The 17143-nt window shown below is 42.4% G+C and carries 11 protein-coding genes; 3 read left to right on the top strand and 8 right to left on the bottom strand.

Annotated elements, in window-relative coordinates; genetic code table 11:
* The first annotated feature begins 52 nt into the window (after positions 1–52).
* Positions 53–1225, top strand: coding sequence for a redoxin domain-containing protein (locus tag AC1DO4_RS08875; RefSeq protein ID WP_477414921.1), 1173 nt, complete (start codon positions 53–55; stop codon positions 1223–1225).
* A gap of 182 nt (positions 1226–1407) precedes the next feature.
* Positions 1408–2541: a redoxin domain-containing protein gene (locus AC1DO4_RS08870; RefSeq protein WP_477414919.1), complete on the top strand. Its 1134-nt coding sequence runs from the start codon at positions 1408–1410 to the stop codon at positions 2539–2541.
* Positions 2542–2690: 149 nt separating this feature from the next.
* On the opposite strand, the gene purD is transcribed toward AC1DO4_RS08870, so the two are convergent.
* The 5 genes from purD to AC1DO4_RS08845 form a co-directional block, all read right to left on the bottom strand.
* The gene (gene purD, locus AC1DO4_RS08865; RefSeq protein ID WP_477414917.1) at positions 2691–3965 is read right to left on the bottom strand and encodes a phosphoribosylamine--glycine ligase; all 1275 of its coding nucleotides are present in this window, start codon (positions 3963–3965) and stop codon (positions 2691–2693) included.
* A gap of 308 nt (positions 3966–4273) precedes the next feature.
* Positions 4274–5137: a hypothetical protein gene (locus tag AC1DO4_RS08860; RefSeq protein ID WP_477414915.1), complete on the bottom strand. Its 864-nt coding sequence runs from the start codon at positions 5135–5137 to the stop codon at positions 4274–4276.
* A 554-nt stretch (positions 5138–5691) separates the two neighbouring features.
* The gene (locus AC1DO4_RS08855; protein WP_477414913.1) at positions 5692–6558 is read right to left on the bottom strand and encodes a Rid family detoxifying hydrolase; all 867 of its coding nucleotides are present in this window, start codon (positions 6556–6558) and stop codon (positions 5692–5694) included.
* A 384-nt stretch (positions 6559–6942) separates the two neighbouring features.
* Positions 6943–7185, bottom strand: a complete 243-nt coding sequence (locus AC1DO4_RS08850; protein WP_477414911.1) for a hypothetical protein — start codon at positions 7183–7185, stop codon at positions 6943–6945.
* A gap of 178 nt (positions 7186–7363) precedes the next feature.
* Entirely contained in the window at positions 7364–9379 is a 2016-nt protein-coding gene (locus AC1DO4_RS08845) for a hypothetical protein (RefSeq protein ID WP_477414909.1), read from the bottom strand.
* Positions 9380–9885: 506 nt separating this feature from the next.
* On the opposite strand from AC1DO4_RS08845, the gene AC1DO4_RS08840 reads away from it, so the two are divergent.
* Positions 9886–11676 (top strand): PAS domain-containing sensor histidine kinase, encoded by a 1791-nt coding sequence (locus tag AC1DO4_RS08840; RefSeq protein WP_477414907.1) that lies wholly within the window; start codon positions 9886–9888, stop codon positions 11674–11676.
* A 256-nt stretch (positions 11677–11932) separates the two neighbouring features.
* On the opposite strand, the gene AC1DO4_RS08835 is transcribed toward AC1DO4_RS08840, so the two are convergent.
* The 3 genes from AC1DO4_RS08835 to AC1DO4_RS08825 form a co-directional block, all read right to left on the bottom strand.
* Entirely contained in the window at positions 11933–12175 is a 243-nt protein-coding gene (locus AC1DO4_RS08835; RefSeq protein WP_477414905.1) for a hypothetical protein, read from the bottom strand.
* A 548-nt stretch (positions 12176–12723) separates the two neighbouring features.
* Positions 12724–13407, bottom strand: coding sequence for a hypothetical protein (locus AC1DO4_RS08830; protein WP_477414903.1), 684 nt, complete (start codon positions 13405–13407; stop codon positions 12724–12726).
* Between the two features lies 1 nt (position 13408).
* Positions 13409–17137 (bottom strand): DUF6443 domain-containing protein, encoded by a 3729-nt coding sequence (locus AC1DO4_RS08825; protein WP_477414901.1) that lies wholly within the window; start codon positions 17135–17137, stop codon positions 13409–13411.
* Positions 17138–17143: the final 6 nt, after the last annotated feature.

Below are 17143 nucleotides of genomic sequence, written 5' to 3'. Positions count from 1 at the left end.
ACAATTAGAACCGCATTTTAACGTTATCAAATCTTATAGTTTTAATATTCTGATGAAGAAAATATATTTTTTAATAACCGCATTGTTGCCGGTTATGGCACTTGCCCAAACTCCGGATACCTTTACAATAAACGGGAAAATAGGAAATACAGGCGCTCCGGCTAAAGTTTACTTGTCATACCAGTTAGGTGCTAATAGCGTAATTGATTCTGCCGATGTTGTTAATGGCGTGTTCAGTTTTAAAGGAACAATGCTAAACCCGGTTAATGCCACGCTGGTTGTTGATTATAAGGGAGTAGGTATTGAAAAATTTGCACAGCAATATGCTGATGGCAGGGCCCTCTCAAATAATGCGGATAACCTGAGCTTTTTTATTGATAAAGGTACATTAACCATTACCAGTAAGGACTCTGTTAAAAAAGCGCAGATTGCCGGTTCGCAGCTTAATATTGATAATGTAAAACTGCAGGAGCAACTGAAAAGTATCAATTTAAGGGGCGAAAAATTAATGGCCGAAATTAAGGCTGCAACGCCGGAACAGCAAAAGTCGCCTGCTTTTCAAAGCAGTATGCAGGCCAAGTACAAAGCGTTGCAAACGCTGCAGAGTTTTACTTTAAAAAGCTTTATAACTGATAATCCCAACAGTTACCTTAGTTTACTTGCTTTAAGTTCGGTAGGTGGCCCTTCGCCAGATCCCGGTGAAATTCTGCCTTTGTATAATTCGTTATCGCAAAGTGTAAGGGAAACTGAGGCAGGCAGGGTTTTGAAAAGCCAGCTTGATATGTTAAAAGCGACTGCCGTTGGTGCTGTTGCTCCCGATTTTACGCAAAATGATGTAAATGGCACACCTGTTAAACTATCCTCATTCAGGGGTAAGTACGTGCTACTTGATTTTTGGGCCTCGTGGTGTGGGCCCTGCCGCCAGGAAAATCCTAACGTGGTGCGCAACTATAACAAATACAAAGCAAAAAACTTTACTGTATTAGGGGTATCATTGGATAAGGCTGAAAGCAAATCGGCCTGGCTTGCGGCTATTAAAAGTGACGGCCTCGACTGGACCCAGGTATCTGATCTTAAATACTGGAACAACGCGGTAGCCGCGCTTTATTCTATAACTTCTATCCCTCAAAATTACCTGATAGGGCCCGACGGAAAGATCATCGCCAAAAATCTGCGCGGCGAAGACCTTGATGCCAAGCTGCAGGAATTGTTTGGGAAGATATAGGTAAGTGGTTGATGAAGTTGTATAAAACTTAGGCGGTTAGTTGAACTAATCTCTGTTGCCCAAATTTAACTTTATCAACTACTCACCGCCCCCTTAATCAACCAAAAACAATGTAACTTTTTACTGACTATTAGTAATATATTGTTTTTACATATTATATTGCGATATAAACTTTATCTCTTATGAAAAAAACAATATTATTAGCACTAGCCACGCTACCCGCTATTGCTTTTGCGCAGGATACCAAATATAGCATACAAGGAAAAATAGGTGAATTTAGCACCCCTGCCAAGGTTTACCTCGAATACAGGTTCCCTAAGGGCAAGCCTATTTTTGATTCCTGTACTGTAGTTAATGGTAAGTTTCACTTTACAGGTTCTGTTGGCGCCGCGCCGCTCAATGCCTACCTGTTATTTAATCGGAAAGGTACGGGTACAGGCAACGCTGATGGATACCGCGTAATTTATCTTGAACCTGGTATTATTAACGTAACTGCTACCGATAAGATTGAAAACGCAACGGTTGACGGACCAAAAACTAACCAGGAAAACGAAAAATATCAGTTAGTGCAAAAACCGGTGAATGATGCTTACGCGACTTTGGAAGAAAAGCAAAAAGCAGCTACCGATGAGCAAAAGGCTTCTCCTGAATATATCAAAAAAGCAAAAGCCGATGAAAAAGCCATCGACGATATGAGCGCTGCAACAGATAAAAAATTTATCCAGGAAAATCCCGGCTCCATTATCAGCCTGAATGCCCTGGAATCCTTAGCCTACAGCGCCGATTATGTAGATCTGAAACCGTTATACGATGCCTTAACACCTGCTGTAAAGAGCACCGAAGCAGGCAAAGCCTTGGGCGAAAGGATGCCTAAATTTAAGGCTGTAGCGTTGGGTGCAATAGCGCCTGAATTTGCCGAGGCTGATACCAGTGGAAAGATCATTAACCTGTCTTCATTTCGCGGGCAATATGTTTTGATTGATTTTTGGGCATCATGGTGCGGTCCCTGCCGCAGGGAAAACCCCAATGTGGTGAAGGCTTATAACCATTATAAGGGTCAAAAATTCACTATTTTGGGCGTATCGCTCGATAAACCAAATGGAAAAGACAAATGGATGGCTGCCATCCATAAAGACGGCCTTACCTGGAATCACGTATCCGACCTTAAATTCTGGGATAGTAAAGCGGCCGGTTTATACGCTGTTCGCGGTATTCCCCAAAACTTTTTATTAGACCCCAACGGGAAGATAATTGCCAAAAACCTTCGTGGCGATGACCTGGAAGATAAACTTGCCGAAATCTTCGGGAAGATATAGTTAGTTCATTGGTTCACTTGTTCATTAGTTTATTGGTGAACTGTTCATTAAGGTCATGCCAAATTTAAACGGCATGGCTTTTTTTAGTTAAGATAGCCTGTTATCTAAGCTATCCTACTAATGAACAAGTGAACCAATGAACTAATAAACTAAAGAAGATCAAACCCGATATCTTTTCTGAAGTACATACCATCGTAATAAATACGGCTGGCATCGGCGGTGGCTTGTTGCAGCGCGTTAAACATATTGTTCTGCAGTGAGGTTATAGCTAAAACGCGGCCCCCGGTGGTTATCACGTTTTCACCATCGTTACTGGTACCCGCGTGGAATACTATCGAATCGCGGACGTTTTCGGTGCCGGTTATTACTTTGTTTTTGAGGTATTCGCCGGGATAGCCGCCTGCAACCATTACTATGGTAGCTGCAGTTTTGCCCGATATGATGAGTTCTTTTTCGTTGAGGTTACCTTCGGCAACGCCCTGTAGCAGGTCTACAAAATCGCTTTCAATGCGGCGCATTACACTTTCGGTTTCAGGGTCGCCCATGCGGCAGTTGTACTCAATAACCCATGGCTCGCCATCCTTGTTCATCAGGCCTATAAATATAAAACCCTTGTAGGGGATATTATCCTTTTTTAGTCCCTCAACAGTAGGGATTATTACCAGTTCCTCAACCTTTTTCATATAGGCGGCATCAGCAAAAGGTACCGGCGAAATAGAGCCCATACCACCTGTATTTAAGCCGGTATCGCCCTCGCCAATACGTTTATAGTCTTTGGCTTCGGGGAGTATTTTGTAGTTGGTGCCATCGGTCATTACAAAAACAGATAGCTCGATGCCCTGCAAAAACTGCTCAATCACTACGCTCGAACTTGCATCGCCAAACTTAGCTTCGGCGAGCATTTGGGTAAGTTCTAATTGGGCTTCTTCAAGCGTAAGGCAAATCAATACGCCTTTGCCGGCTGCAAGGCCATCGGCCTTTAACACCACAGGCAAACCCGCTGTGGCCAGGTAAGTAAGGCCCTCCTGCAGGGTATCTTTTGTAAATGTTTTGTAGGCTGCGGTCGGGATGTTATGCTTTTGCATAAACTGTTTGCTGAAATCCTTGCTGCCTTCCAGCTGGGCGGCATGCTGCTGTGGACCAATCACCGGTACATTTTTCAGCTGCGCATCAGCCAAAAAGAAATCATGAATTCCCTTAACCAGCGGTTCTTCGGGGCCAACCAGCACCAGGCTGATGGCATTTGCGATAACAAAAACCCCAATGCCCTCAAAATCGGTAACCTTAAGGTTAACGTTGGTGCCATACTGGTGGGTGCCGGCATTACCAGGAGCAATAAAAAGCTTTTGACATTTAGGACTTTGTGCAATTTTCCAGGCGAAGGCGCTTTCCCTTCCACCAGAACCGATGATCAGAATATTCATGCGGGCAAAGATAGGTTTTTGGACGAAGGATTTTTGGATGAAAGAGCAAGGATTTGGACTTTGGGACAAAGGACTAAGAATTTGGACTTTCGGACAAAGGATTTTCGGACAAAGGATTTTCCCCAGGTTCTCTCGCGGGGGAACCTGGGGTGGATGCCTACAGCGTCAACCAGTCAGGCGCATATGGCTTAAAGACTACCTTGTTTGATTCTCCCTTTCCCATGCCTTCAAGTTGCGGAAAATCTCAATAAATAAAAAGAGGCTACCCTTTGAAAATAGCCTCTTTTCTGGTTTGCTTAATTTAATATTTAATTAATGCGCTCAGGTTTGCTTACTTCTCCGGTTAGCAGGTTGATAACGTATTTGTAATATGAGTTTGTTGTGCCTTCTATTTTAAAATAAGATTGTAAGGTATCATTATCCAAAAATACCATATAACCGCTATTGCTGGCCTTTGAATTCTTATCAGGTGAGGTTTTATAATCGTGACTTTCCTCATAATCAAAGTACACTTTCCCAAGTACAAACTTCCCTGTTGTTTTATCAGCCGATTGTACTCTGCGGCCAACTACTTCTTGAAACAAATATTTGGTAGCGAAATAATGCGATTCGCTCAGAACATTTTTATTCAGCACGTTAAAACGGGCAGTAGCCGACGCGCTTCCGGCGGTTGTAAAATAAATGCCATCAGAGGCTTTCACATGAAAATTCAAAAGGTCATCATAAACATTTTCAAACCCTTTGCCACTAACAACTGTGTGCATGGTATCGTCCAAAGCATATGCATTAATATTATAGCCATTCGCCCATAATTGTCCGTCGCACAAATAAGTAAATTTTGAGTTGCCCGTATATTTACGGGTCGTATCGCCATTAATTACTGTTCTATTAGTTGGCGTGGTTTCGAAATCTCCACATTTGGTTAAAATTGTTTGACCCATGATGGTTAATTTGTCCTTACCGCCAGCGCTTGAATGGCTTATATGCGCAGATGCTAACTGCGTAGACAAAGACATGTAAACGCTTAAGGCCATTTTTTTAGCGACTTCAGACTGACTTACACTTGTTGTTTTTTTTGTATCGGTAATTTTTGCGTCGTTCTTTTTACAAGCCGTGTAAAGTAGGGTAATGCCAATCAGTGTTGTAATTGTAATTTTTAAAGTATTTTTCATAGAGAAAATTTTGTTTTGCGATGAAGGTTTTTTCTCGGGATACTCAAATTCTATTCCAATTTAAATCAACTATAAAATGATAAAGGTTTCGAAGCATTGAGAAATAAAATGGGCAAAAATGGGGAACTTGTTGCCCGCCCCAAAAACATACTTATAGGCATGTTAGCGATGCCTGTTGTACTGAAATAGTTCGTTACTTAGCATGCGGCCTCAGGGTCCTTTTTCAAAGAAACCTTGAGCGGGCAAAAGGGTTTGGACTTTCGGATAAAGGATTTTTTCTGCCCCTCAGGTTCTTTCACATCGGCCGAATGTCGTGTTCTTTTGTCTTTCACTCCTATGTCCGAAAGTCTTTTGTCCGAAAATCCTCAAAGGATTTCCCTCAGGTTCTCTCGCGGGGGAACCAGAGGGAGGATGCCTGTTGTATTGAAATAGTTCAGTACTTAGCATGCAGCTACAGGGGGCTTTTTCAAAGGGGGCCGGCGGGGACTAAACTGTTCGCGAATACGGCAACATGATAATAAGGAATTGTTTTCATGATATGCCACGATGCAAGATTAGTTATTAAAACCGGCAACCGCCGCAATCTCAATGTGCGCCTGGCGTGGTAACTCTTTAACGGCTACACATACTCTTGCCGGGAATTTCTTGTCGAAATATTTACTGTAAATAGTGTTGGCAGCAGCATAGTTATCCATACTTGTAAGGTAGATAGTTACATTAACCAGATTTTTGTAGTGAAGCCTGCTTTTACGCAATACATTGCCGAGGTTTTCCATTACCTGCGTTGCTTCTGCTTCAAACCCGTTGTTTACCAGTTTACCGGTGTCATCAATCCCAATCTGGCCGGATATGTACAGCGCATCGCCGGAAATGTAAGCATCAGCGAAGGGTAAGCGTGTTTTAATTGCGCCGGATTTAGCCTTTCCGTTATTCTGTAGCTGAATTTCTGTTCCTTTCCTATCAATCTGTATCCAGTATTCAACTATCTTTCCATTGGACACCCTGTAAACCGCACTCCCTATTTCAGTTACGGGGAGCCCTGTAGATTTAAATTCGTCGACATCACCGATTTGATTCCCGGTTTGTTTCCAGCGGGCATAAACTTTGTCATTACTGGCAATGAGTTCAGTTACTTCAAATTGGTAATGACCATAACTTTGCAGGAATTCATTAACATGCTGGCTGTAATTTTCGGGTGTTCTGGCAACGGTTTCCAGATGTTCAGCATTAAGCTGGTGCGCTTTTACAGAATCTGCCATAAATTCTGAGGCTCTTTCAGGTGATTTTCCGGAACGAACAATTTCTAAAAAATCCCTTACTGTTTTTTCTGATTGTTGTGTAATGTTCATGGTTGTATTTTGTGCGTTGCTGCCTATAGATATTGCCAATAAAAGCAATAGCGTAATTGTGTGATTTTTCATGATCAGGAGTTTAAATTAACACAACAAACGTAATTAAATATTAAAAAGCATAACAGATACAGTTTTTGATTATTTGAGGATAACAGATTGGCTTTATAAACATAAAACGCAGGAGAGAGGCGTACTTGTTAGACTCTGGGGACTAGAAGAGTAAGGATTTGGACTTTCAGACGAAGGACTTTCGGACAAAGGATTTTCCTGCCCACTCAGGTTCTTTCACAGAGGAACCTGAGGTGGATGCTGGTTATATTAAAATAGTTTATTATTTAACATGCAGCTACAGGAACCTTTTTGAAAAAGGTTCCTGTAGCTGCAAAATGAGATGTTCTTTTGTCTTTCACTCCAGTCCTTTGTCCGAAAGTCCTTCGTCCAAAAAAAATCCATTTAACCGGCTGTGATCAACGCAGCGCCGGCTTCGTCGATATGTACATGACAATCGGCAACAGAAATGTGGTGTTTGAATTTACTTATGGGTTCAATCCAATCGCGGGAGGTAAAAACCGGGGCATGTATGTTTACAGAATCAACCAGTACTTCTTCACCATCCAAAACCAGTCGCCAGCATAGGTCCCGGCCGTTACTCTCGGTATTAAAACGTATTTGGGCAAGCGTCACCTGTTTATTCATATGTAAATAGTGATGCAGGGAGAACGCTTGGATTGTAGGATTAGTATATTGGTAAGCGGGTTTTAAGTTAAACGGCGCCGAAGCTCTGCCGGGCGGATCTGTATAGCTAAAACAGCCGCTACCCTTGGGACAGCGACTGTGAAATTAACTAATAATATTGGCCTTGCACCTGTAATGTTTAAGGCGCCAGGCAAAATGCTATGCTTTTATATGCATCGTACTGTGCCTGCCTGCCTACGCCGTTAATTACTGTAGAGTATACAGCAAGCGATTCGGCAAAGGCTGCTACGCCCGGGCAGGAGCCCAGCATAGCAGAAACCGGTTTTACATAAGTATAATCTACAAAAGTAGCCGGTAAAAGTGATCCCGACACGCTATCGAAACCATTAGCTCCCTTAATAATGCTAAAGCCATAGGTGGCAAAGCCCATAGGATGAGATGCTACCCAATGCAGCGATACGGGGTGCGTTTTATCGGTGTATTTTAAATAACCGCAATCGGTAGTAGCGTGGTTGCCATCAAGTAACGGCATATCTAAGGATGCCACGCATTGCTGGTTATCAATAAATAAGTTGTTGCCGATGGTTACCGGGTTATGTGCTGCATCATAAAACGGTACCAAGTTATGTGCTGCATCATAAAACTCTACAACCAGGCTATGCAAGCCGTTGGTAAGGTTGTTGCTGCCCAGTTTACAGCCAATATCTGTTTCCATGTAGGAATACACCGGGTTGTGCACAGCATAATAACCGCCTGGCTGGGTGCTTTTAGCTTCAACAATATTATAGTAACCGGTTGCAGGGTCCATACGTACTTCGCTCCAGCTATCTGTGCGGGGCTGGCCATCTACCAGTACGCGGTAGTATGCAATACCCGAGTTCCATGCATGGTAGTGATCTATATTTACCGGGAGTGTACCGCCGAAAGGCGAATCTTTAGGAAACTGGTAGGGGTAGGTGGGCAGCGAGGTGGTATCGGCCTTGCCGCTGGCCGGAATCAGGTTCCAGGCAACATAGCCAATGCCCTTGTACAGGAAGTTGCCTGCACCTAAAGTTAAAAAATACTGGTCAATTTGATTGTTAGCTGCTACGCAATAGATGCCGGGTGTGATTACGGTTACACTTGATGGGCGGAATGCGGTACCACCGATAAGCAGGTTTACATTTGCGGTAGTTTTGGTAACATCCACAACCGAGATGCGGTTTGCCGGGTCGCGCTCGGCTACCAGTAGGCGGCTTTCTGTGGCATCGGCCCAGGTTAGGTAAAACGGACTGGTTAAACCAGTGGCTATTGTTACTTTAATACCGGTTGCCAGTTCTATACGGCTTACGCAGTTAAGTCCCTGCTCGGTAACATAAGCATAAGAAAGGTTGGCCGATAACGTTAATCCCACTGCCAGGTTTAAGCCATTATATAAAACCGTTTGCACCCCTGTGCCCAGGTTAACCCGGATAAGTCTGCCCGGATTGGCATACTCAACTACGTAGGCCTGGTTGTGCGCTTCATCTACCCAAAGCTGCTGCGGTGTGTTTAAGCCCGTACATACCACGGTTGATACATTACGGTTAGCATTAGCTAAATTTACTCTAACAATATTGCCCGTGCGTTCGGTAACATAAGCGGTGGCTTCGTTATTTAATACACAGATGTCCTCGGGCTGGTTGTAGCCTATGCCGATATGCGCATATGCGGGGTTCAGCTTATAGGTTACCCATTGTATCTTAAGGTCGTAACCATAAGCAACAACACCTATTTTGGCATAATTGCCCTCGCGGGTTTTAACGCAAAAAACATCGCCTGCAACTAATTTATTGGATGCATCATTATTACCAATAATAGCGCCTGAAGTATAATTGAACAATTGCATGGCGGCTGGTGTAAGCTGGCCAAAATTAACCTGGCCCAGGTTAACTATTTGCGCCGTACCCTGGGGTACCATTTGGCGTTTAACACTGTCAATTTGTTCCCACCAGATATCTGCAGTGGCGCCCATGCCCACATTAGTGCCCGTTTCACAATCAAAAAGCCAGGTGCCTTTAATAATTGCTGTTCCCTGCGATACAATGCCGGCCGAGCCCTGTACAAGATCGAGTTTGGAAATAAAACCGCCGTATTCTACAAAAACAAGCTTGTTGTGGTTTTTAAGATACTTTGAGCCGATAGCGCCGGCCAGACCTGTGACTAAATTTTTCATAATTTTTAAATGTTTATAAGGTTTAAATTTTTAAATGGAATGCGCTTATAGTTTTACGATTATTGAAGTATGAGCAGGTAAATGATCCCTGCGGCGTTTATATTCAGGCTGCTCACTAACTTTGTTTTTAAATTGCTGACAATCATTGTTTAGGTAAATTTTATGATGTCAAAATTGTGGATTAATCTACATAGGGCATGTAGTATCAATACGCTAATTAAAGCGTACATATACGCAATTGAAAAAGGTAGGGCTACGCTAAATAAAAACGAGAACCGCGTAATTCTGCGGCAGCAAACGGTTTTAAAGTAAACCATGTTACATGGTTTAAATTACACAAACCCGTATATTGTGTTTATTAAATTATTGCTTAAAAAGATAATTTATTTAACAGAATATTATTTATTTATGAATAATAGCATGAATTATATAATAAACCTAATTTTACATTGAATTAGCCGGGTGTGATAATAGATGCGAAATTTTATATAGTGAATTGAATTTGAATGGATAATTTCTTAGCCAAAAATAAAGAATCGTTATTTCAGATCCTGTTTTATCAAAACCCTCAGCCTATGTGGTTTTTTGATACGGCAACTTTAAGGTTTCTGGAGGTTAATAACGCTACGCTTGAACAGTATGGTTATTCGCGCGAAGAATTTTTGGGTATGACTATAACGGATATCCGTCCCCGGGAAGATATTGAAAAATTGAAATCGGTTTTACAGTCATTGTCCGGGCCGGCAACGCATAAAAGAGATTTTCGCCATGTTGTAAAAAACGGAACAATTATTCATGTACAGATAGTTTCTTACCCGGTAGATTTTAACGAACAACCCGCAAGGCTGGTTATGGTGAACGATATTACCAGGCTATCATTATATGTTGAGCGCTTTGAACTGCTTACCAGGGCCACCCACGACGCCATTTGGGACTGGAACCTGGAAACCAATGAATTGTGGTGGAACGAAACCTTTTTGCATTTATTTGGCGATAACGAAACGGAAATTGAACAAAATATAGAGTCATGGTCGTCAAGGGTACACCCTGAGGATAAAGAACGGGTAGTAAACGGCATCAGGCAGGTAATTCAAACCGGCGAAAAAAACTGGACCGATCAATACCGTTTTGCCCGCGCAGATGGTTCGTACGCAAATATCCTGGATAGGGGTTACACCATATTTACCGAGGATAAAGCAGTACGGATGGTGGGTTCAATGATGGATATCACGCAGCAGATAGAGCTGCAGAAAGCACGCGACGAAACAGACTCGCTTTTACAAACCTTAACCACGGCATCGCCTACCGCGCTATGGATGTCGGATGCATCGGGAGAATTAGTTTATGTAAATCAAAAATGGAAGGAGTGGACATCGGCATTTACTTCGGATAGTTTAAATGATACCTGGTTAAACGTAATTCACCCCGACGACCGCCAGCGCGTTGCTGAAGCTTATGATAAAGCTCATTTGGTACAGGAAGCTTACCATATCGATTACCGCATCTGTTTTAAAGATAGTTCGGTACGCTGGGTAATTGCATCGGGTACGCCCAGGCATTTGCCGGGTGGCGAATTTATAGGCCTGGTAGGTTCATGTACCGATATCACCAGGCAAAAGCACCTCGAAATACAAAAGGATGGCTTTATAAGTACGGTTAGTCATGAATTACGTACGCCCATTACTTCAATAAAGGGCTACGAGCAATTGCTGAGCCGGTCTGAAACAGTTAACGATCCGCGCGCGCAGCGCTTTTTAAGCCGGATGCGCGTGCAAATAGCGCGGTTAGATAACCTGGTGCAGGATCTGTTAGATATTTCGCGCATCGAATCGGGCAAGCTTACCTTTAACGAAAGCGAATTTGAAGTTAATCTACTGCTTGCCGAAGTAGTGAGCGATTTACAGTTAATATTCCCCTCGCACCGGCTTATCATCAAAGAAAATCATGCGTGTAAGTTTTTTGCCGACCGTAACCGCTACATACAATTGCTTACCAATTTAATTGACAACGCGGTTAAATATTCACCTGCTGCCGATAAGGTTTATATCTCGCTCACCTGCGATTGCGAATATTTAACCTGCAGCATCCAGGATTTTGGCCAGGGCATCCCCAAAGAACAGCAAGCCTATATATTTGAACGCTTTTACCAGGTTAATGATGTTTACCGCGCCCCCGGCTTAGGCATAGGCCTATATATCTGCAACGAAATTGTTAAACGCCAAAACGGCGAACTATGGTTTGATAGCACCATTGGCCAGGGGAGCACCTTTAGCTTTAAGCTACCCTGCAAGGATTAACGTACACATTCGGGCGTTTCCCCCGCTGGTAGAAGCGAGGGCCAGGCTTTCTGTTCATACGCCTGCAGGCCTTAAGCGCAATGGCCGGTATCCACGCCAATCCTTAACGCAAATTTGGGATACAAAAAAATCCCGGATGAAAATAACATCCGGGAGTTGCATATTCAATACCTTGCACACGGGCCACAAGGCTGGAGCTTGCGGCAGCGAAAGAAACGCTTGCGGTAGCTGGAGGGTAACGAAATACTAACGGCAGCTACACTAAATTATTTAAGGTATCCCAATCGAATCTCGCTACCCAAATATTTTCTCTGTCTGAGAATTCTACAATTCCAATAATGGATAGTTCTTCTCGATCATTCAATAAAACTCTTAATCCAGGAGATAGTTTGATGTTTTGGGCTTTAATATCATCTTTTGCACCATTAGTAGTTAAACGCGCTCTCTTTTCTATATCTAGATTGTTAAAGTCTGCAAAAATAGTTGGTAGTTTTTCCATGGTTTTATTTTTTAGCCGGGTTTTTAAATGTGGGAGTAAGTAATTTACTCGCTATTTCTGGTGGCAAATTAGTCAGAGTAGCATGCCACTTACTGGCGCCTTCGGTTCGTATGACGTCGCCTCCTGCTGCGCGTACCTGACCAACTGTTGTAACGCCAACTTGACCTTGTGGTAATCCTACTGCCAAGTGATCTACCGGCGCTACCCGCCCGCTGTCGCTCCAGCCTTGTGACCCGCATGCTAAGTATGCGCCATGCCTTTAGGACAGCACTGTGTTAAGCAGTCAAAATATTGCAGCCTTACAAAAACATCTATCCAAAAAACGGTTGCAAAACTTACAAAATATAATCCTTCGGGGTTTCTGAATTTATAATTGCGGCTCATACGCTAAAAATACAAAATCCCGGATGAGAATAACATCCGGGATTTGCATATTCAATACTCAGCATGCGGGCCACAAGGCTGGAGCCTTGCAATTTCTATGGTTTAAACAAGACATACATGTACAAGTGTCGCATACACCAACAGAATGTTTAGCAGTCTGTATATCAACAAGCATAAAATAGATCAATTAGAATTAAGTTTTTATCTTTCCACTTTATCCAGCCTCTCAATATTTTGTTATCCGGACACCCCTCACATTCCTCAGAACATTCCACTTTTATCCAATCCTGCTTTACTTCTAATATTTTATAACTGTATTCAATATTATCACTAACCACTACAGATTTTTCATTATTTCCTTTATAAAGAGGGTGCTGTTTATTTGCCTTAACATAAACACGTTTGATATATGTGCTCCAATCTTCATAAACCACAGAATTATTTGACTTAATTACTTTCCAATTACCATTAATAAATACCTTATAACAATTATCAGTTTTAACCGCGTCAAAAACAATAATATTTTCATCAGTATAGAATGCCCTTATAGATAATTTAGGTAATGGGGCTCCATATTTACTATGCTTTGAATAATAAAATGGATAGTATACTTTAATACTGTTGAGGAATATGCTTTGTTGTAAAGGCTGTTTGTAGCTAGCTTTTATCTCTCCCCCTGTAGTCTGGGTTAATCTCAAGTAATTGGATCCATCTGTGTTAAGGACATCTATTTGTTTGAAATCATCCTTGAGAAAAACAACACCTGTGCCTAACATCTTTGTTTCCTGGGCAAGTAATGAATTAACCGATCCGATCAATAAAGCGATTATTAATAAACGATGTATCATTTTATTTAATTATTTTAGGTCTAAAACCTTGTAAATGTAAATGTGTTTTATGATTTGATTTTATCCCGCTCTCTTTAGCAGATTTTGTGTGTGGTAATAAGCTACCATCGGGCCTACGTTCGGAAATCATATTCTTCCAACCATATTTAAAAAGATTATCATTTAAAGTACTCTGCCTATCTACGTCCAGATTTTTATCTCCAACTAAAGTAGAAGCTCCCGTTTCATCTACATTCAAATACCTTAAATCGCCATTTTTTCCTTGCTTATGAGAAACGCTGGGATCAGGGGACTTACCATCAGATAAACTAAAACCAACTACCGTAAGATCTTTAACATTTGATGCAGAAGCCGCTCCAAATAACGCTGCGAGCGCGTCACCCCTCACAAATGAACGATATTCATTTCCGTCCTTTACAGTTAATGAAAAGGAAGTACTTTCATCTTTTCCATTATAAGTTACGTTTGATGGTAACTGCAACAATCCGGCATCGTTCTTGGCTATTGTAGCTATTTTATCGTATGATCTAATAGTATTATTCCCTTCTTCCTTAGATGACGTTTCGATATAAAAACTATCGCTTTTGTCATCCGTTTTTTCTTTGTGTATAGTTCCATCTAACCTGATTAAATAATCATCAAAAAACATTCCATCAACATCTATAAATCTAATAGGGTTATTTCCTCCATAATTATACGGAGTATACCTTCTGTATTGTTCTGCCAACGGATCAACGGTACTCCACCTTGCAATCACCGGATCATAGAATCTTGCTCCATAGTCGTATAGATTCATACCTAACTCATCCTGTAGCTCCTTTCCATTATATTTATATTTATTATCGGGGCTTGGAGCTACATTTACACCCCGGTTCATCTCCATCCCGAACGCATAATAGTCAGTTTGCTGTCCTATTACACCGTCCTGTCCGATCATCACTCTCGTGTTCCCCAAATGATCCTTCAGCATATATTCATAAAAATAGCTACCGCCGTTCGGTCTTACCCGGCCTTCTTCGGTTTGCATAAAGGCCAACGCCCCATTACTATCGTACTCTATACCGTTTACATAATCCCGGTTGGCTCCGGTCAGCACTTTTCTCAGTTTTCTGCCCCCGGCATCGTAAATATACGTAATTACCCCAGCTCCGGTACCCGTTTTTGTGATGGTATTGGGTAAATTCAGGTAATTATAAGTAAAGGTAAGCCCTTTTTTACTATCGGTCCACAAATTTCCGTTAGCATCATTTACATAGTTGGTAGTACCGTTTAACTGGCCTTGGTCGTTACCGCTGTTATCTATAACGGTTTGTATCCGGCTGCTGCTATTACCGTTCTCGTAGGTGTAAGTTAACAGGTCGATAGGCGTTGTGGCATTGGCCCGAAAACGGCTCAGTGTTTTGATATTACCCATTACATCATAGCCCAGTACCTCATTATACTGTCCCACGAGCCCTGTAGTGGTGAAGTTAGCCCTGGTCAAACGGTTTATCCGGTCATAATTGTACTCATAGGCCTGCAAAGCCTGGGGTACGCCTGATGATGCGGGTACTTTACTTTGCCAGTTTAGAGCGCTGATGTTCCCGTTGTACTGTTTTAATGCTGTAGTGCCATAATCATCATAAAATAACTCTTCCCCGAAAGCATCGTTGATATCGTTGTTGATCAACCCGTCATTACTCAAAGCTGCGTTGTTGATGCTTTTCAGCCAGCCACGGCTGTTATAACGGTAATCTACGCTTTGTATAAAAGTTTGGCCGCTATTTGCCGAATGCAATTTTTTATCGATCTGCTGCCCTATTTCATTATAGATAGTCTGGCTCAATAGTATTTTTGAACCATTAATCTCTTCCCAGGTATTAGTTTTCCTTCCCATATGGTCATACTCATAGCTGGTATTTGCTGTTACAGAAAGCATAGCTGTACTGCCGCTATTGATATAATTATTGCGACTGCTGGTTAGCAGCGCATTTGTAAAATCATAGCTGTCATTGATCTCATCATAATTATTAACGCTTACCGTTCCGCCTTTGAAATGCTGGCTAAAACTTCGGATATTTAGTCCCAGGTCATCATAATAATTTATATCCCACAGCATATTGGTGCTGCTGGTTGTACCATCTAGTACTTTGACCAGGCTTGCAGTTTGCAGTCCCTTTGTCATGCTGCTCATGCCAGTCGCCAGGCGCTTATCATAAGCTGATGGCAGATTCGGAATATCGTAACTATCATAGTAGTTGATACTTAATGTTGTATTAAGTGTTGTGGGATAAGTCTGGTAAACACCTGCCGATGTATTGTACCCATTGCCACCGGCAACCCTGGTTTCCCACAAGCTGGCATTATTTGTTACAGCCGTTTGCATAGAAGTACGATATTCTGTATTGGCCGTACTCCCTGTATGAGTATAAAGTCCGGTTATCACAACCCGCCCCATTGCATCATATTTACTTACAGTCCATTGCTGGTTTGCCGTGCTCCGCTGATTAGCATCCTGGATCATTACTGCCTGATCTAATGAATTATACACAATAAACTCCTTACCCTTGCCTGGCAGCTTTTTTTCTATCAGCCTATTGCGTCCATCGTAGCGATACAGGTAGCACAAATAATCCAATGTGGTTTGGGTTACCGTACCTCCATCTGGTAATGCTCCTGGTGGCAGCACATAGCATAGCATACCAGAAAGATCATATACATAATAAGTAGAAAGCATTTCCATATTACCGTCAGGCTTTTTGTTAAACACTCTTTTAAGTATTACATGACCCTCCTTATCTTTAAACTCCTGAGCTGTTCCAACACGAAGATCCGCCGGCTGCCAATTTTCGTCTTTGGTTATGGTTACATACAACTGCCCCGCAGTGTACGCGGTTGTACCTGCATTGACAAGCGTACGTGTACCATCTGTTGCTATATTAACTTTGTATAACATTACCTTAAATGTGCTGGCTATGGTATTGATGTCTGTAGCATCATTGGTGCTATATGCTATCCGGCTGGTATGGCTCAGATCTGCATTGGTTGTATTGGGCTGCCAGGCATCACCCGGAGTACCCTGCTCTATAACCCTGTTCAACGGCGAGGGCTCATAAACTGTTATTGCAAAAGGCGTGGTGATATGCGCTATGCCACCCGGCAACTGTGTCTGCGTTGCCGGAATACCCGACGGATTATAGAAATTAAAAACACCCGTACCTGATATTGCATCTGTTTTATAACTGCCATCAGCAGTGGTTGCCGTATAAGGCAGGTATTTTTGAGCTTCTCTGCCAAAGGCATCATACACAACAGGCTGTACCACATCTTTATCTGCAGGGGATCCTTTTATCTGGATAGTTTGCAGGGGGCGGCCCAGCCCATCAAAGTATTGCACAATCTGCATCAGCTCACAGGTACTGCGGTTGACCAACCCTGCCGCTGAAGTAATACCGCCCACCCTGGGCACCGAGGTTAATATATAATTCTGATTTCCGCTTAATGCAGTTGTCTGTGGTACACAGTCGGGGTTTACAATATACAGGTTCAGGCTTTGCCCGCTTGTGGCTGTAAAGCTGAAGTTGGGGTTAAGTACAATACTGCTATTGCTATAATAAGCACCGGCAGCCGGCGTACCGGTCATAGGTGCATTTACATACGTTTGAGCTTTTGCGCTAAAAGTTAAGAGCAAGATAATCAGCGTACCGACTGATTTTAACTGCAGGTTTTTTCTGTTGATAAGGTTGAGCATACTGTT

It is taken from the genome of Mucilaginibacter sp. P5_A6 (genome assembly GCF_056400585.1).
This window is presented reverse-complemented; position numbering and strand designations above follow the sequence as displayed.